A 16,644-nucleotide genomic window follows, 5' to 3' on the forward strand; every position below is an offset into this window, starting at 1 on the left:
TGTGTCCTCAAGAAAAATGTCAGCGGTTTTAGTCCGCCAAAAAAGGTTAGATCAAGGTTTTGCCGTGGCGTACGAAGGTCGGCTTGACCACTCGGACCGGGTACCACTTGCCACGGATTTCCACTTCTGCGCGGTCGGCGGTTGCCATCGGCACGCGCGCCAGTGCTATCGACTTGCTTAGCGTAGGAGAGAAACTACCACTGGTGATCTCCCCTTCGCCAACATTGGCGATGCGGACCACTTGATGAGCACGCAAAACCCCTCGCTCCTCAAGGACCAGCCCCACCAGTTTGTGCTGCACACCACCGGCCCGTTCGGCCTCCAAGGCCGTACGCCCGATGAACTGGCGAGTGGCCGGCTCCCAGGCAATGCTCCAGGCCATATTAGAGGCCAGCGGCGATACATCTTGATGAATGTCCTGGCCGTACAGGTTCATACCGGCTTCGACCCGCAAGGTATCCCGCGCGCCCAGGCCGATGGGGGAAATACCCGCGCCGACCAGATCGTTAAAAAAACCCGGGGCCTGTCCGGCCGGCATGGCAATTTCCAGACCGTCTTCGCCGGTGTAACCCGTACGTGCGATGTACCAGTCACCCTCTGGCTGGCCTTCGAACGGCTTGAGTAGCTGGATCAGGTTGCTGCGGGCCTGGGACACCAGTTCGCAGACTTTGTGCCGGGCTTGAGGGCCTTGAATGGCCAGCATCGCCAACTCTGCACGCTCGTTGAGCTGCACATCGAAACCATCAAGGTGAGCCTGCATCCAGGCAAGATCCTGATTGCGGGTCGAGGCGTTGACCACCAGGCGATAACCGTCGTCGAGGCGATAGACGATCATGTCGTCGACGATGCCGCCGCGCTCATTGAGCATGGTGCTGTACAAGGCACGGCCGGGGCTGTGCAGGCGCTCGACGTCATTGGCCAGCAAGTGCTGGAGCCAGGCCTTGGCCTGGGGGCCGCTTATATCGATCACGGTCATGTGGGATACATCGAAAACCCCGCAATCGCGGCGCACCTGATGGTGTTCCTCGACCTGCGAGCCGTAATGCAGAGGCATATCCCAACCGCCAAAATCGACCATCTTCGCGCCGAGGGCGAGATGAAGGTCATACAGAGGCGTGCGCTGTCCCATGGGTTTCTCCTTCCGGGCGTGGCGAGGGTGCGGACAGGTGCTGCACGGGGTGAAAACCTTGAAGTAGAAGGCTTCCAGCCGATTTCAGCCACCGGGTCTGTCAGACGGACCGCACCGAATGCCGCGCATTGTAGCCGCAAGGTGTAGGACTGGCACCTAGCTGTTTCGATGCGCCGATCGACGAATCAATCCGATGACCGGCAACAGCCCGACCAATACCAGAGTCAGCGCCGGCAAAGACGCCCTCGCCCACTCACCTTCACTGGTCATTTCAAAGATCCGAACGGCCAGCGTGTCCCAGCCAAACGGGCGCATCAGCAGGGTCGCGGGCATTTCCTTGAGCACATCGACAAACACCAGCAACGCGGCGCTCAACGTACCCGGCAACAACAATGGCAGATACACCTTGAAAAAAAGCCGTGGCCCACTGACGCCAAGGCTACGTGCTGCTTCGGGCAAAGATGGCCGTATACGCGCCAGGCTGCTTTCCAGTGGCCCATAAGCCACTGCGATGAACCGCACCAGATAGGCCAGCAGTAACGCCGACAGACTGCCCAGCAGCAAAGGTTTGCCGGCGCCACCGAGCCAGCCGGACAACGGGATGACCAGTTCGCGATCCAGGTAACTGAACGCCAGCATGATCGAGACCGCCAACACGGAACCCGGTAAAGCGTAGCCGAGATTCGCCAGGCCAATGCCGGAGCGGATCACGCGAGTCGGTGCCAGGCGTCGGGCAAAGGCCAGCACCAAAGCAACGCTGACCGTAATCAATGCCGCCATGCCGCCCAGGTACAAGGTATGAAGGATCAGCCCGGTGTAACGTTCGTCCAGATCCAATCGCCCACGCTGCCAGAACCACACCACCAGTTGCAGCACCGGGATGACGAACGCACAGGCGAACACCAGGCCGCACCAGCTCATCGCCGCCAGGGCCTTGACCCCACGCAGGTGATACAGCGCCTTGACCCGCGGCCGCTCGTTGCTCGCGCGGTTGGCCCCGCGAGCACGACGCTCGCCGTACAGCACCACCATCACCACCAACAGCAACAGGCTGGCCAGTTGTGCTGCGGTGGAAAGGCTGAAAAATCCGTACCAGGTTTTGTAGATGGCGGTAGTGAACGTGTCGAAGTTGAACACCGACACCGCACCGAAATCGGCCAGGGTTTCCATCAACGCCAACGCCACCCCCGCGCCGATGGCGGGGCGAGCCATCGGCAAGGCCACTCGCCAGAACGCCTGCCACGGGGACTGACCGAGAACCCGGGCCGCTTCCATCAGACCTTTGCCCTGAGCGAGGAACGCGGTACGGGCCAAGAGATACACGTAGGGATAGAAAACCAGCACCAGCACGAGGATGACACCGCCGGTGGAGCGTACGCGCGGCAGTCTCAGGCCAGTGCCAAACCACTCGCGCATCAGGGTTTGCACGGGGCCGGCGAAATCCAGCAGGCCGACGAACACAAACGCCAGCACGTAGGCCGGAATCGCAAACGGCAGCATCAGCGCCCAGTCCAGCCAGCGCCGACCAGGAAACTCACAGAGGCTGGTGAGCCAGGCAAGGCTGACGCCCAACAGGGTGACGCCGACACCGACGCCGATTATCAGGGTCAGCGTATTGCCCAAAAGACGCGGCATCTGCGTGTCCCAGAGGTGGGACCAGATCTGTTGATCGATGGTTTGCCAAGACAGCAGTAAAACACTGAGGGGCAACAAGACCAGCGCAGCGATGGCGAAGACCAGGGGATACCAGCGGCGTTGGGCGGGGTGTGCCAAGGGGGTTCTCTAGAAAATGTTAAATGATTGTGCCCACGCTCTGCGTGGGCACACATCTTGTGACGCTCTGCGTCACGCTTCGACGCAGTGCATCGAGGGATGCATTCCCACGCAGAGCGTGGGAACGATCAGCGCGGGTGTCAGTTCCAGCCAGCGCGGTCCATCATGCGGATCGCTTCAGCTTGACGCTTGCCCGCCACTTCCACCGGCAAGGTATCGGCCACGAACTTGCCCCAGGCCGCGACTTCTTCCGAAGGCGCTACCACCGGGTTGGCCGGGAATTCCTGATTCACATCAGCGAAGATTTTCTGCGCTTCAGGGCTGGTCATCCATTCCACCAGCGCCTTGGCCGCTTCCGGGTGAGGAGCGTGTTTGGTCAGGCCGATACCCGACAGGTTGACGTGCACACCGCGATCAGCCTGGTTCGGCCAGAACAGTTTCACGCCCAGGTCGGGCTTTTGCTTGTGCAGGCGACCGTAGTAGTACGTGTTGACGATACCGACATCGCATTGACCCGCATTGATCGCTTCCAACACTGCGACGTCATCCGAGAACACGTCGGTGGACAGGTTGCTCACCCAGCCCTTGAGGATCTTCTCGGTTTTTTCGGCGCCGTGGACTTCGATCATGGTGGCGGTCAGAGACTGGTTGTAGACCTTCTTCGCCGTGCGCAGGCACAGGCGCCCTTCCCAGTTCTTGTCGGCCAGTGCTTCGTAGGTGGTCAGCTCGCCCGGCTTCACGCGATCCGTGGAGTAAGCAATGGTCCGCGCCCGCAGGCTCAGGCCGGTCCAGGCATGGGAGGACGCGCGGTATTGCAGCGGAATGTTGGCGTCGATCACCGGGGAGGTGAACGGCTGCAGGATGCCCATTTGCTCGGCCTGCCACAGGTTACCGGCATCGACCGTCAGCAGCAGGTCGGCGGTGGCGTTCTCACCCTCGGCCTTGATCCGCTGCATCAGCGGCGCTTCCTTGTCGGTGATGAACTTCACCTTCACCCCGGTTTTGGCGGTGTAGGCATCGAAGACCGGTTTGATCAGCTCGTCGATACGCGAGGAGTAAACCACCACCTCGTCAGCGGCCTGGGCGGCGGTGCTGCCAATCAGGGTCAGGGCGAGTGCGGTCAGTAGACGCTTCGGCAACATGGGAGCGATCTCTCGATTGAAAAAGTGAGGGCAAATGATAAGGAATCACATTTAGCTTCTCAATCGAACAGTTTGCGGAGGAGTTACCAGATGTTGCATCGTCCAAGAGTTGCGGTGATTGAGAGGCCGCCTTCGCGAGCAAGCCCGCTCCACATTTGATCGCGGTCTAATGTGGGAGCGGGCTTGCTCGCGAAGGGGCCATAAGCCTCGCAAAATACTTATGCCTTGGCGAGAGCCGGCAAATCCCCGGTCAACCCCAGCGCCTCACGCACAAACAACGCCTTGGCCTCGGGCATCTGCTCAACCATCTTCAACCCGGCATTACGCAACCAGCGCACCGGCAGCGGATCAGCCTGAAACAACCGCTCAAACCCTTCCATCGCCGCCATCAGCGCCAGATTGTGGGGCATGCGCCGACGCTCAAAACGGCTGAGCACCTTTACATCCGCCAACCGTTCGCCACGGGTCAACGCCTGCAGCAGCACTTCAGCCAGCACGGCGGCATCGAGAAAACCGAGGTTCACACCCTGCCCGGCCAGCGGGTGAATGGTGTGCGCCGCGTCGCCGATCAGCGCCAGGCCTTCAGCCACATAACGCTTGGCGTGACGCTGACGAAGCGGCACGCACAGACGCGGGTCGGCGCTGAGCACGGTGCCGAGTCGGCCTTCGAAGGCGCGCTCCAGCTCACGGCAGAAGCCGTCGTCGTCAAGCGCCATCAACCGCTCGGCCTCGTTCGGCGTAGTCGACCAGACGATCGAACACCAATCCTGCTGCCCATCACGCTCCAGCGGCAAAAACGCCAACGGACCGTTGTCGGTGAAGCGCTGCCAAGCGGTCATTTGGTGAGATTTTGAGCTGCGCACGCTGGTGACAATGGCGTGGTGCATATAGTCCCACTCGCGCGTCGCCATGCCGGTCAGGCGCCGAACGGCCGAGTTGGCGCCGTCCGCCGCAATCACCAACGGTGCGCGCAACTTACGGCCGTCGGCAAGGGTCAACAGCCAGTCATCGCCCGAGCGGCGCATCTGTTCCAGACGCGCATTGGCCAGCATCCCGAGGTCGCAGTCGTGCAAGCGGTCGAGCATGGCGTCCTGAACCACACGGTTCTCGACGATGTGCCCAAGCACCTCGGCATGCACGCTGGTGGCCGAAAAATGGATCTGCCCGGTGCCGCTGCCGTCCCAAACGTGCATGTCGGTGTAAGGGCTGCTGCGTCGCTTGGCGATGCCGTCCCACACGCCCAGGCGTTCGAGAATCCGCTGGCTGGCCGCCGACAAGGCGCTCACCCGCGGTTCGAACGGCGCCTGGCCATCGAAGGGTTTGACGCTCAAGGGGCTGCCGTCCAGCAACAGGACCTCAAGCCCACTGTCCTGCAACGCCAGCGCCAAGGCGCTGCCGACCATTCCGGCCCCGACAATCAGCAGATCTGCGCGCATGTCCATGCTTTAAGCCTGTCTCGCTTGCGGCTTGAGCCGCACGTAAAGGGTTTTTTCGACCCGCGCCACCAAGGTGCCGGCACCGTCGTGAATATCGACCTGCAATTGCGGCAGGTATTTTTCGCCATCGGCCGTTTGCCGACGGATCTCGTCGAGCAAGGTTTCATCGATCCGGAAGTTGGCGAACACCGGGCCTTTGCCCGGCGAAATGAAATCGATGTCGGCGGCTTTGTCCCAGACGATGTAATGGCGTCCGAGGTTTTCCATCAGCATCAGCATGTAGAACGGATCGACCATCGAATACAGGCTGCCGCCAAACTGGGTGCCCACGTAATTGCGGTTGTACCAACACAGGCCCATGGACACCGTGACGTCCCGGAAATCATCGCTGATGTGCCGCACCCGTACCCCGGCGCCCAGGTACGGCGGGTAAAAGGACATGAACCAACGCATCAACCGCGCCTTGCCGAATGAGTTCGTTAGCCACTTAAGCATTGGGACGCGTACCCAACCCCATGGCCTGCCGGGCAAACCAGCGCTTGGCCGGCGGCAACAGATCGAGCCCCAGCAAGCCGAGGTTGCGCCCCAGAGACACCAGCGGCTGGGTGCTGCCGAACAAGCGGGTGACCTGATCGGAGAAGCCCACGGTCAGGTTCTGATCCAGACGCTGGCGCTCGCGGTAAGCCTGCAAAGTGGCAAAATCGCCCGGCCCGGTCTCGCTCGCCAGCAGCGCATCGGCCAAGGCCTGGGCATCACGCAGCGACAGGTTGAAACCTTGACCCGCAATGGGGTGCAAGCTGTGGGCCGCGTTGCCGAGAATCGCCAGATGCGGACGCACCTGCTCTTCGGCTTCGATCAGCGTCAGCGGGTAAAGATGCCGCGCGCCGACCTGCTTGAGGGTGCCGAGGCGATAACCGAACACCCCCTGCAACTCGCTGAGGAAGCTCTTTTCATCGAGCGCCGCCAGCCGTTGTGCGTCCATGCCCAGACGGGTCCAGACCAACGCGCAGCGGTTCTCCGGCAGCGGCAACAGCGCCATCGGGCCATCGTCAGTGAACCGCTCAAATGCCATGCCGTTGTGCGCTTCGCTCGGGGTGATGTTGGCGATCAGCGCGCTCTGGTTGTACGGACGCTTCTTGATGCCGATCCCCAGTTGCTCGCGCAGGCCTGAACGGCCGCCATCAGCAAGCACTGCAAGATCGCATTCAAGGGTGGTTTCGTCATTGAGGGTCAGGCGGTAGCCGTCGGTCAGCGGTTCCATGCGCGTGACTTCCGCCGGGCAACGCCAGGTGATCACGCCCTTGTCCAGACCTTGCCAGAGGCATTGGCCGAGCCAGGCGTTTTCCACCACATAACCCAGCGCCGGAACGCCCTCTTCCATCGCCGATAACCGGGCGGTGGAAAAACGTCCACGGTCGGAGACATGAATCTGCTTGATCGGCTCGGCGCGGCGGGAGATTTCCTGCCACACGCCCAACCGTTGATAAATCTGTTTGGCACCATAGGACAGCGCCGAAGAGCGGGCGTCGTAGCTCGGCTGATAGGTATCGCCCGGAGCAAATGGCTCGATCAGGACGATCTTCCAGCCGCGAGCCTTGGCCCCGGCCTGCAACGCCAACGCGAGACTGGCGCCGACCAGGCCGCCACCGATGATTGCCAGATTGACCCGGCTCATGCTGCTTGTGTCCGCGCTTGCGCCATCAAGGCTTCGATGTCGGCGACCGTTTTCGGCACGCCTTGGGTCAATATTTCACAACCGGTTTTGGTTACCACCACGTCGTCCTCGATACGCACGCCAATGCCGCGCCATTTCTTCGCCACGTTCTGGTTGTCCGGGGAAATGTAGATCCCCGGCTCAACAGTCAGCGCCATGCCGACTTCCAGCACACGCCATTCGCCGCCGACCTTGTATTCACCGACGTCATGCACATCCATCCCCAGCCAGTGGCCGGCGCGGTGCATGTAAAACGCCTTATAGGCTTCGCTGGCGATCAATTCGTCTACGTCGCCCTGCAACAGGCCCAACGTCACCAGCCCGGCAGTAATGACTTTAACCGTGGCTTCGTGGGCCTGATTCCAGTGTTTGTTCGGGGCGATTTCGGCGAAAGCTGCTTCTTGCGAGGCCAGCACCAACTCGTAGATCGCTTTCTGTTCCGGTGAATACTTGCCGTTGACCGGCCAGGTGCGGGTGATGTCGCTGGCGTAGCAATCAATCTCGCAACCGGCGTCGATCAGCACCAGATCACCGTCCTTGAGCACCGCGTCATTCTGCTGGTAATGCAAAATGCAGCTATTGCGCCCCGCTGCGACGATTGAACCATAGGCCGGCATCTTTGCGCCGCCCTTGCGGAATTCATAATCGAGCTCGGCTTCGAGGCTGAACTCGTGCAGCCCGGCCCGGCTGGCCTGCATTGCACGGATGTGCGCCTGGGCGGAAATCCGTGCGGCTTCGCGCATCACCTTAACTTCAGCCGCCGATTTATACAGGCGCATGTCGTGAAGAAGATGATCCAGGGCAACAAATTCGTTTGGCGGCTGGGCGCCGAGGTGCGCTTTAGAGCGGATCACGTTGATCCAGTCCATCAGGTGCCGGTCAAATTCGGGGTTGCTGCCCATGGCCGAATACACCCGGTCGCGCCCTTCAATCAGACCCGGCAGGATGTCGTCGATGTCAGTGATGGGAAAGGCGTCGTCGGCACCGAAATCGCGAATCGCGCCTTCCTGGCCGGCGCGCAAACCGTCCCACAACTCTCGCTCGGCGTTGCGCTCACGGCAGAACAGGATGTATTCGCCATGCACGCGCCCCGGCATCAACACGAGAACCGCCTGAGGCTCGGGAAAACCGCTGAGGTACTGAAAGTCACTGTCCTGACGATAGACGTGCTCGACGTCGCGGTTGCGGATGGCTACCGCGGCGGCGGGCAGGATCGCGATGCTGTTGGGTTCCATCTGCGCCATCAAGGCCTTGCGGCGACGGCTGTATTCCGATTTCGGGATATGAATCATGGGCAGATGGCTTTTCCTGGCACGCGATTAATGCAAAGACGGTTTGGCGGCTGGTGGCACGTCCGCTTTTTTGGTTTCGGAGAACAGCAGCAGCGGAGCGACGCGCAGGTACTCCATGACTTCCATGTAATCGCTTTCGCCGTCTTCGGACTCTTCCAGGGCATCTTGCACCTGAGAAATCGCCGCCAGGTCCTGCAATACTTCGGTGGCCTCGGCGCTGAGTGTGCTGCTGTCCCGGCAGTTCAAGCCGAAACCGCTGAGGAAGCCTTGGCACCACTCGCCCAGTGCGACGGCACGCTCAGCCAGCGATGCGTCATCGGTCGGCAGCAGCAAAACGACGGTCACTTCGTCGCCGGTGAGCTCGCCCTTGACCATCGCCTGCAAGCCGATCAAGGCGTTGCGGACGTTGTCCTGCGGTTCGTTTTCGAGCAGCTCGGCAGCATCGACCAGCCAGCCTTCGGCATCGAAGCCGGCACCGGCGCAACTGCGGCCGAGCAACAGGCCATGCAGTTCGGCAGGCGAGACGTTATGACCGCTGGAGGTCAGCAGGGTGGCGAAGGCTTGGTACGGGGAATTCTGAATGGTCATGGGTAGCTAGGCGCCAGACGGCGCTATGTCTAGAATGAAGGCCTTGTATCCTACATCGACAGACTCGCCAAGACTATTAAAGGCTGTCCGCCAGTTACCACCCATCAGACTCTCTATGTGGACACAATGGAAGACACCGACCTGCAAGCGCTGATGGCCAGACTCGAACTGCTAATTAGTCGAGTCGAGCAACTAAAGAGTCAAAACGGACTCTTACTAGCTCAGGAAAAGACCTGGCGCGAGGAACGCGCGCACCTCATTGAAAAAAACGAAATCGCCCGGCGTAAGGTCGAATCGATGATTTCGCGCCTCAAGGCCCTGGAGCAAGACTCATGAGTTCAAGCAATAGCGTCACCGTGCAGATCCTCGACAAAGAATATTCGATCATTTGCCCCCAGGAAGAACGCAGCAACCTGGTGAGCGCCGCCCGCTACCTGGACGGAAAAATGCGTGAAATCCGCAGCAGTGGCAAAGTCATCGGCGCCGACCGCATTGCGGTAATGGCCGCGCTGAACATCACGCACGACCTGCTGCACAGGGAAGAAAGGCCGGACGTACAAGCCAGCGGCTCGACTCGCGAACAGGTTCGCGACCTGCTGGACCGCGTCGATCTGGTGCTCGCTACCGATCCGGACGTCACCAAGGGCTGATTCGTCGAATCGCTTGGGTTATACTCGCAACACTCCCTGGGGTGCTTGCCAGTTGACCACGTCCCTGAGCCGATTCGCACTACCCTGGAGGCTGCACGTTGGGCTGGTGTGCATGTCCGCTAGACGGAAAGCCTTAAAGCCTACTGCATCTTCCACCTTGAACTTTCGGGTTCAAGGGCTAAGTCAGCAGCGGTTCATCCGGGGAGCCTGATTCCAATCCGATGCCGGTTTAATTACCGGCATCGGCTTTTTTACGGGTACGCTTTACGTACTCGTCCTGTCGAAGCCTGAATTCATGAACGAACCTGCGCTGCTTCCCCGCCCGCAACTTCGACGCATGCTGCGCAAGGCCCGCCGCGCACTGACCCCCAGTCAACAGCGCCAGGCTGCTCGCGGGCTGTACAAGCAATTGGCTCAACAACCGTTGTTTCGCCGCGCCAGACACATCTCCCTGTACCTGCCGACCGACGGTGAAATCGACCCGCGCGTCCTGCTGCGTGCCGCTCAACGCCGGGGCAAGGCGACGTATTTGCCGGTACTCAGTGCCTGGCCGCGAACCAAAATGGTCTTCCAGCGCATTCGTCCCGGCGAAAAACTCAAACCTAACCGCTTTCGTATTCTCGAACCCCGGCACAATCTCGCCCTGCAACGCAAAGTCTGGGCGCTGGATCTGATTCTGTTGCCGTTGGTGGGGTTTGATGATGTCGGCGGACGCCTGGGCATGGGTGGTGGCTTCTATGACCGAAGCCTGGCGTATCTGGCGCGCCGCAAAACCTGGCGCAAGCCGACGCTGCTGGGGCTGGCCCATGAATGTCAGAAGGTCGAGCGATTGGCTCAGGCGAGCTGGGATGTGCCGTTGCAAGGAACGGTGACAGACAAGGCGTGGTATTTCGCAGGCTAGACGCCACTGCGATCAGCGGCGTCCAAAAGACAGGTTTAGCGCTTGAACGCCGACGGCTGCTGTTGCTGCGCGATTTCGATCGGCGCGTCGGTCTTGTTATTCCACAGGCTTTGGGCATAACCGGTGGTTACGACGCCAAGGCCGAACAAAATAACCAAAATCCATAGTAAATCCGGTTTGCGTTTCATCGATTGCCCCCCAAAGGCACATCAACACGATGACAGCAGCGGTTCCGTTTCAGGTGTAGGCCGTGCAGCAGCGTCAAGCTTAGAAGGCCGGCATTTTGCGACAACGTGAACTGACACGCAAACACTGGCGTCAACCGACCGTCGGTTTGTCATAAAATTGCCCGACAACCTGTCCACGCACCTCGCAAGGAGCAAAATCCATGGCCTATTGGCTGATGAAATCCGAGCCCGACGAACTCTCGATAAAAGGCCTGGAGAAGCTTGGCCGAGCGCGCTGGGACGGGGTTCGCAACTATCAGGCGCGTAACTTTTTGCGCTCCATGGCGGTTGGTGACGAGTTTTTCTTTTATCACTCCAGCTGCCCGGAGCCGGGAATTGCCGGGATTGGAAAAATAGTCGAGGCGGCATATCCAGACCCGACGGCGCTGGACCCGGAGAGTCATTACTACGACCCCAAGGCCACGGCGGAGAAAAATGCCTGGAGCGCGATTGATGTGGCGCATGTCGAGACGTTTGCCAGGGTGTTGAAGCTGGATTATTTGAAGCAACAGACGGCGTTGGCGGAGATGCCGTTGGTGCAAAAGGGATCGAGATTGTCGGTAATGCCGGTTACGGCTGAGCAGTGGGCGGCGGTGATCGCGCTACGCTGAAATGTTTTTTAATGGCCGCTGCTTGCTAGTGCGCTTTGTAGGAGCGCGGCTTGCCGGCGATGGCGCCCTTGAGATCGCGCCTTTTGTAGGAGCACGGCTTGCCGGCGATGGCGTCCTTGAGATCGCGCCTTTTGTAGGAGCACGGCTTGCCGGCGATGGCGCCCTTGAGATCGCGCCTTTTGTAGGAGCACGGCTTGCCGGCGATGGCGCCCTTGAGATCGAGCCTTTTGTAGGAGCACGGCTTGCCGGCGATGGCGTCCTTGAGATCGCGCCTTTTGTAGGAGCACGGCTTGCCGGCGATGGCGTCCTTGAGATCGCGCCTTTTGTAGGAGCACGGCTTGCCGGCGATGGCGCCCTTGAGATCGCGCCTTTTGTAGGAGCACGGCTTGCCGGCGATGGCGCCCTTGAGATTGCGCCTTTTGTAGGAGCACGGCTTGCCGGCGATGGCGCCCTTGAGATCGCGCCTTTTGTAGGAGCACGGCTTGCCGGCGATGGCGCCCTTGAGATTGCGCCTTTTGTAGGAGCACGGCTTGCCGGCGATGGCGCCCTTGAGATCGCTATCGCTGGCAAGCTATGCTCCTACAGGATCCAGCATTACTGGATGATCAGGTTGTTGAACAACAAATCCTCAACCACCGGTTTGCCGGTTTCGTCGTTCATCACCTGCTGAGTCTGCTTCAGGGCTTCCTGCCGCAGCTTTTCCTTGGCTTCAACGTTACTCATCGTCTCGGTCGTCTGCTGAGCAAACAACGCCACCAGCTGATTGCGGATCAGCGGCTCGTTGGCCTTCACCGCTTTGGTTGCATCCTCACCGGTCACGCGCAAGGCCACATCAGCCTTGTAGACCTTGAGCTTGGGCGTACCGTCCAGCCCATAGTTGCCCACGAATGGCGGGCTGAGGGTGATGTAATTGACCTTCGGAGCTTCACCTTCTTTGGCTTCTTCGGCCATCGCTGCCACAGGCAGAGACAGGGCCAGCAACAACATGATCCACGCTTTCACAATTCGCTCCTTATCCGGTTTGCGGCCTAGCATAACGACCCGCCGCTCAAGCACAAGCTTATGGCTGACTATCAGGGTCGGGCATGCTCGTTGACCCATCGACTCACACACTTACACTTATCGGCCATCACTCCCAAAGGAATAGCCCTGATGAAAGCCGTGCTGTGCAAAGCCTTCGGCCCTGCCGAATCGCTGGTGCTGGAAGACGTCGCCAGTCCTGTCGCCAAGAAGAATGAAATCCTGCTGGACGTGCACGCCGCCGGGGTCAATTTCCCGGACACGCTGATCATCGAGGGCAAATACCAGTTCAAACCACCCTTCCCGTTCTCTCCGGGCGGTGAAGCGGCTGGCGTGGTCAGCGCCGTGGGCGAAAAGGTCAGCCACCTCAAGGTCGGTGACCGGGTCATGGCACTGACTGGCTGGGGCAGCTTCGCCGAACAGGTCGCCGTGCCGGGCTACAACGTACTGCCGATCCCACCGTCGATGGACTTCAACACCGCCGCCGCTTTCAGCATGACCTACGGCACCTCCATGCATGCCCTCAAGCAACGGGCCAATCTGCAACCCGGCGAAACCCTGCTGGTGCTCGGTGCTTCCGGCGGTGTGGGCCTGGCCGCCGTGGAAATCGGCAAAGCCATGGGCGCCCGCGTGATCGCCGCCGCCAGCAGTGCCGAAAAACTTGCGGTGGCCAAGGCTGCCGGCGCCGATGAGCTGATCAACTACAGCGAAACCAGCCTCAAGGACGAGATCAAACGCCTCACCGACGGCCAGGGCGCCGACGTGATCTACGACCCGGTCGGCGGCGACCTGTTTGACCAGGCCGTGCGCGCCATCGCCTGGAACGGCCGTCTGTTGGTGGTCGGCTTCGCCAGTGGACGCATTCCGGAACTTCCAGTGAACCTGGCGCTGCTCAAAGGTGCCGCTGTGGTCGGCGTGTTCTGGGGTGCCTTTACCCAACGCCAGCCTCAAGACAACGCGGCGAACTTCCAGCAGTTGTTTGGCTGGTTTGCCGAGGGCAAGTTGAAGCCGTTGGTGTCGCAGGTGTATCCGCTGAGCAATGCGGCGCAGGCGATCAATGATCTTGGCCAGCGCAAGGCGGTCGGGAAAGTGGTGGTTCAGGTTTGCTGAACCTGAAAATGCGGCCTGGATTATCCAGGCCGCATTTTTATTGGCCGGGACTAGAGTAATTTCCGAATATCCTCTGGCAACAAGCTCATGTACTTGCGCACAGGACTGTTCCGGCACTCCCTGACAATGATAGGTACACGCTTGTTTAGCTTTGCGATGAGTGCCAGACGTTGCTCATTCGATAATTGCGTTTTGAGAAACGGACTCGATAGATAAGCGCGGGTGTGGTGAAAGACAGTTGAATCAACCCAGCCATGCTCCGGGAAATTGACCAGCGATTCGTTGAGATCGCGACACCTCAATTCTTTGAGCCATTGGTTGTTGTGACGCGGAGTTGTGGAGCCAAGCGAAAACACCATCGGCAGGATCACTTGAACCTCGGCCGGTTTATCGCTATCAACCGTCCAAGGTTTGAAGCGCCACTGCGCTATCGCACTCCTGACTGCTTCAGCCAGATCAGGATGGTCACTTTGCAAAATGCTCACTTTACTGACCGCCCCATCAGCATTGGCAGTAAATCTGACCCGTACATCACCGACGATTCCGGCCCTTTGTAGCGCCGGAGGGTAAATCGGCTTCGGGTTACTCACCGGTATCAGAACCACCTCCCCAGCGCCAACACCACTTGCAATAACCAACAAAATGACAAACACCAACCACCGCATAACCTCTCCCCTTCACCGCTGAAATACCAATCCCGGCACCAGCAAAAAGGTTAAGGCGCATTAACCTGAAACAGAACGCCACAACTTCCCATTCCAACGCAGGACATTTCCCAAAGTCCCGCCCTACTCCGGAGCGCAATGCGTCATCAAGGGCTGCAAAAGACGTTTCCCACACCGCCCTTCACTTATGCCTGCACGACATGTTCATAAAGGAACACACGATTGCCCACATTTCTGCTTTTTGCCCAATGCGAACCCGTGATATTTTCGGTAACGAAACTGTAACATTCGCATCCGCAGTCAAAACAAGAAATCTGGAGCTCTTGAATGTTTGCTTTCTTTCGCCCTGCCGCACATCAGGCTCCATTGCCTGAAGAAAAAATAGACGACACCTATAAACGCCTTCGCTGGCAGATCTTCGCCGGTATTTTCATTGGGTATGCGGGTTACTACCTGTTGCGCAAGAACTTCACCCTGGCGTTTCCGGACCTGATTGCCCAAGGTTACACAAAGGGTCAGCTGGGTGTGGCCATGTCGGCGATTGCGATCGCCTACGGCCTGTCCAAGTTTCTGATGGGCATTGTTTCCGACCGCTCCAACCCGCGTTACTTCCTGCCTTTTGGCCTGGTGGTATCCGCTGGGGTCATGTTCGTGTTCGGTTTCGCACCGTGGGCAACGTCCAGCGTGACCATGATGTTCATCCTGTTGTTCATCAATGGCTGGGCGCAAGGCATGGGCTGGCCGCCGAGCGGGCGGACCATGGTGCATTGGTGGTCGCAGAAAGAACGCGGTCAGGTGGTGTCGGTGTGGAACACCGCGCATAACGTGGGCGGTGGCTTGATCGGGCCGTTGGCGATTCTTGGCATGGGCTGGTTCAACGACTGGCACAGCAAGTTCTATGTACCTGCCGCCGTGGCGCTGCTGGTAGCCGTGTTTGCCTTCATTGTGATGCGCGATACACCTCAATCGACGGGCCTGCCACCCATTGAGAAGTACAAGAACGATTACCCGGAAGGCTACGACGCCAGCCACGAAGAAGAATTCAGCGCCAAGGACATCTTCGTCAAATACGTGCTGCGTAACAAAATGCTCTGGCTCATCGCCCTGGCCAACGTCTTCGTCTACCTGCTGCGCTACGGCATTCTGGATTGGGCGCCGACCTACCTCAAAGAGGTCAAACACTTCGACTTCGACAAGACGTCTTGGGCTTACTTCCTGTACGAGTGGGCAGGCATTCCCGGCACGCTGTTGTGCGGCTGGATGTCGGACAAGATCTTCCGCGGCAACCGTGGCCTGACCGGCATGGTGTTCATGGCATTGGTGACCGTCGCGACAATCGTGTACTGGCTGAATCCGCCGGGCAATCCGATGGTCGACATGATTTCACTGTTCGCGATCGGCTTCCTGATCTACGGCCCGGTGATGCTGGTCGGCTTGCAAGCACTGGAACTGGTGCCGAAGAAAGCCGCAGGCACAGCGGCTGGCTTTACCGGCCTGTTCGGTTATCTGGGAGGTTCAGTCGCGGCCAGTGCCCTGATGGGTTACACCGTGGACTACTTCGGCTGGGATGGCGGTTTCATCCTGTTAGTCGCCGCTTGTTTGCTGGCGATGGCTTTTCTTGCACCCACGCTGGGACACAAACAAACCGCCAGTCAGACCCGCGAAGCAGCGATCGCCTGATCGGACTTTGATTTGCAGCGTTTGAGCCGCGCCTCCAGATTTCGATCTGGCATGGCGTGGCTACGCAGGGCATGCGCCGTCTGCTCGACATAATCGCGAGTGGTGCCATACCGCCCGCAAGCGCTTTCGAACACTTGGCTCAGCACATGATCCGGCAAGTTGCCGGCATAGCTGGGCAGGTGTCGCTCCAGAACAAATCCCAATGCCTGAACCTGGCTTCCGTCTTCGAGACGGCAGTTGAGCCAGTGTGGGCGATAGGAGGGGACGGGCATTTCGCGCTGCCACAGCGCGTAAAGCGAGGCTTCCAGTTGTTCTTCGGGCAAACGATAAGCGAAGCCGCTGCAAGAGCCGCCACGATCCAGACCAAACACCAGGCCAGGCATTTCCGGTGTGCCGCGATGCTCGTGAGACCACAGGTACAAACCGCGATGGTATCCATGCACCCGACCGCGAACGCGCTCTACCGCCGTGCACTCTGGACGCCAGATCAATGAACCGTAAGCGAACAACCAGACAGGCCCGCCCTTGTGGCGCGCCATGGTCGACTGCATCGAGCCGAGCAGTTGCTCGTGCGTAAGCTGCGGACCCAAGTCGAGCCGCGGAGGATAAAGATTCAAAAAAGCAGATTCTATGGCGCTCATGGCGAATAGCGTTCAGCTCCCCGCGGGTAATGAATTACTTAATAGAACGCACCGCTGTAACAATA

Annotated in this window: 19 protein-coding genes and 1 other RNA gene; 8 read left to right on the forward strand and 12 right to left on the reverse strand. The window is 59.6% G+C overall.

Annotation, left to right across the window (positions count from 1 at the left end; translation table 11 throughout):
- Positions 1–46 precede the first annotated feature (46 nt).
- The 8 genes from gcvT to ACA048_RS28210 form a co-directional block, all read right to left on the reverse strand.
- Entirely contained in the window at positions 47–1,129 is a 1,083-nt protein-coding gene (gene gcvT, locus ACA048_RS28175) for a glycine cleavage system aminomethyltransferase GcvT (RefSeq protein ID WP_497627183.1), read from the reverse strand.
- 156 nt (positions 1,130–1,285) lie between these two features.
- Positions 1,286–2,902, reverse strand: a complete 1,617-nt coding sequence (locus tag ACA048_RS28180) for an ABC transporter permease (RefSeq protein ID WP_497627184.1) — start codon at positions 2,900–2,902, stop codon at positions 1,286–1,288.
- A gap of 140 nt (positions 2,903–3,042) precedes the next feature.
- Positions 3,043–4,044, reverse strand: coding sequence for an extracellular solute-binding protein (locus ACA048_RS28185; RefSeq protein ID WP_497627185.1), 1,002 nt, complete (start codon positions 4,042–4,044; stop codon positions 3,043–3,045).
- 218 nt (positions 4,045–4,262) lie between these two features.
- On the reverse strand, positions 4,263–5,480 hold the full coding sequence (locus tag ACA048_RS28190) for a 2-octaprenyl-3-methyl-6-methoxy-1,4-benzoquinol hydroxylase (protein WP_497629940.1): 1,218 nt from the start codon (positions 5,478–5,480) through the stop codon (positions 4,263–4,265).
- A 9-nt stretch (positions 5,481–5,489) separates the two neighbouring features.
- Positions 5,490–5,975, reverse strand: coding sequence for a DUF4442 domain-containing protein (locus ACA048_RS28195; protein WP_497627186.1), 486 nt, complete (start codon positions 5,973–5,975; stop codon positions 5,490–5,492).
- Positions 5,968–7,155 (reverse strand): 2-octaprenyl-6-methoxyphenyl hydroxylase, encoded by a 1,188-nt coding sequence (gene ubiH / locus ACA048_RS28200; protein ID WP_497627187.1) that lies wholly within the window; start codon positions 7,153–7,155, stop codon positions 5,968–5,970. The genes ACA048_RS28195 and ubiH overlap by 8 nt, the downstream gene beginning before the upstream one ends.
- Positions 7,152–8,486, reverse strand: a complete 1,335-nt coding sequence (gene pepP, locus ACA048_RS28205; RefSeq protein ID WP_497627188.1) for a Xaa-Pro aminopeptidase — start codon at positions 8,484–8,486, stop codon at positions 7,152–7,154. The genes ubiH and pepP overlap by 4 nt, the downstream gene beginning before the upstream one ends.
- Positions 8,487–8,513: 27 nt before the next feature.
- On the reverse strand, positions 8,514–9,074 hold the full coding sequence (locus tag ACA048_RS28210) for a YecA/YgfB family protein (RefSeq protein ID WP_497627189.1): 561 nt from the start codon (positions 9,072–9,074) through the stop codon (positions 8,514–8,516).
- 126 nt (positions 9,075–9,200) lie between these two features.
- Between ACA048_RS28210 and ACA048_RS28215 the strand changes: the two genes are divergently transcribed.
- The 4 genes from ACA048_RS28215 (at position 9,201) to ACA048_RS28230 (ending at position 10,625) form a co-directional block, all read left to right on the forward strand.
- Positions 9,201–9,410 (forward strand): TIGR02449 family protein, encoded by a 210-nt coding sequence (locus ACA048_RS28215; RefSeq protein WP_007942437.1) that lies wholly within the window; start codon positions 9,201–9,203, stop codon positions 9,408–9,410.
- Positions 9,407–9,724 carry a cell division protein ZapA gene (locus tag ACA048_RS28220; protein ID WP_497627190.1) on the forward strand — a complete coding sequence of 106 codons (318 nt, stop codon included), beginning with the start codon at positions 9,407–9,409 and terminating at the stop codon, positions 9,722–9,724. The genes ACA048_RS28215 and ACA048_RS28220 overlap by 4 nt, the downstream gene beginning before the upstream one ends.
- A 30-nt stretch (positions 9,725–9,754) precedes the next feature.
- Positions 9,755–9,933: non-coding RNA, 6S RNA (gene ssrS / locus ACA048_RS28225), on the forward strand.
- An 86-nt stretch (positions 9,934–10,019) separates the two neighbouring features.
- On the forward strand, positions 10,020–10,625 hold the full coding sequence (locus ACA048_RS28230) for a 5-formyltetrahydrofolate cyclo-ligase (RefSeq protein ID WP_497627191.1): 606 nt from the start codon (positions 10,020–10,022) through the stop codon (positions 10,623–10,625).
- A gap of 35 nt (positions 10,626–10,660) precedes the next feature.
- Here the strand turns inward: ACA048_RS28230 and ACA048_RS28235 are convergent, their stop codons facing one another.
- Complete coding sequence (locus tag ACA048_RS28235; RefSeq protein WP_007942433.1) at positions 10,661–10,813, reverse strand: hypothetical protein; 153 nt, start codon at positions 10,811–10,813, stop codon at positions 10,661–10,663.
- 200 nt (positions 10,814–11,013) lie between these two features.
- On the opposite strand from ACA048_RS28235, the gene ACA048_RS28240 reads away from it, so the two are divergent.
- Both ACA048_RS28240 and ACA048_RS28245 read left to right on the forward strand, forming a co-directional pair.
- Positions 11,014–11,463: an EVE domain-containing protein gene (locus ACA048_RS28240; protein ID WP_497627192.1), complete on the forward strand. Its 450-nt coding sequence runs from the start codon at positions 11,014–11,016 to the stop codon at positions 11,461–11,463.
- Between the two features lie 22 nt (positions 11,464–11,485).
- Positions 11,486–12,133: a hypothetical protein gene (locus ACA048_RS28245; protein WP_497627193.1), complete on the forward strand. Its 648-nt coding sequence runs from the start codon at positions 11,486–11,488 to the stop codon at positions 12,131–12,133.
- On the opposite strand, the gene ACA048_RS28250 is transcribed toward ACA048_RS28245, so the two are convergent.
- Positions 12,058–12,465 (reverse strand): flagellar basal body-associated protein FliL, encoded by a 408-nt coding sequence (locus ACA048_RS28250; protein WP_452628591.1) that lies wholly within the window; start codon positions 12,463–12,465, stop codon positions 12,058–12,060. The genes ACA048_RS28245 and ACA048_RS28250 overlap by 76 nt on opposite strands.
- A gap of 150 nt (positions 12,466–12,615) precedes the next feature.
- Here ACA048_RS28250 and ACA048_RS28255 point away from each other — a divergent pair, with 150 nt between their 5' ends.
- Entirely contained in the window at positions 12,616–13,593 is a 978-nt protein-coding gene (locus ACA048_RS28255; RefSeq protein WP_497627194.1) for an NADPH:quinone oxidoreductase family protein, read from the forward strand.
- Positions 13,594–13,643: 50 nt separating this feature from the next.
- On the opposite strand, the gene ACA048_RS28260 is transcribed toward ACA048_RS28255, so the two are convergent.
- The gene (locus ACA048_RS28260) at positions 13,644–14,258 is read right to left on the reverse strand and encodes an energy transducer TonB (RefSeq protein WP_497627195.1); all 615 of its coding nucleotides are present in this window, start codon (positions 14,256–14,258) and stop codon (positions 13,644–13,646) included.
- A 327-nt stretch (positions 14,259–14,585) separates the two neighbouring features.
- Between ACA048_RS28260 and glpT the strand changes: the two genes are divergently transcribed.
- Positions 14,586–15,938: a glycerol-3-phosphate transporter gene (glpT, locus tag ACA048_RS28265; protein WP_497627196.1), complete on the forward strand. Its 1,353-nt coding sequence runs from the start codon at positions 14,586–14,588 to the stop codon at positions 15,936–15,938.
- Here the strand turns inward: glpT and ACA048_RS28270 are convergent.
- On the reverse strand, positions 15,911–16,579 hold the full coding sequence (locus ACA048_RS28270) for a gamma-glutamylcyclotransferase (RefSeq protein ID WP_497627197.1): 669 nt from the start codon (positions 16,577–16,579) through the stop codon (positions 15,911–15,913). The two genes, glpT and ACA048_RS28270, sit on opposite strands and share 28 nt — an antisense overlap.
- Positions 16,580–16,644 lie beyond the last annotated feature (65 nt).

The organism is Pseudomonas sp. LBUM1659 (assembly GCF_059716045.1).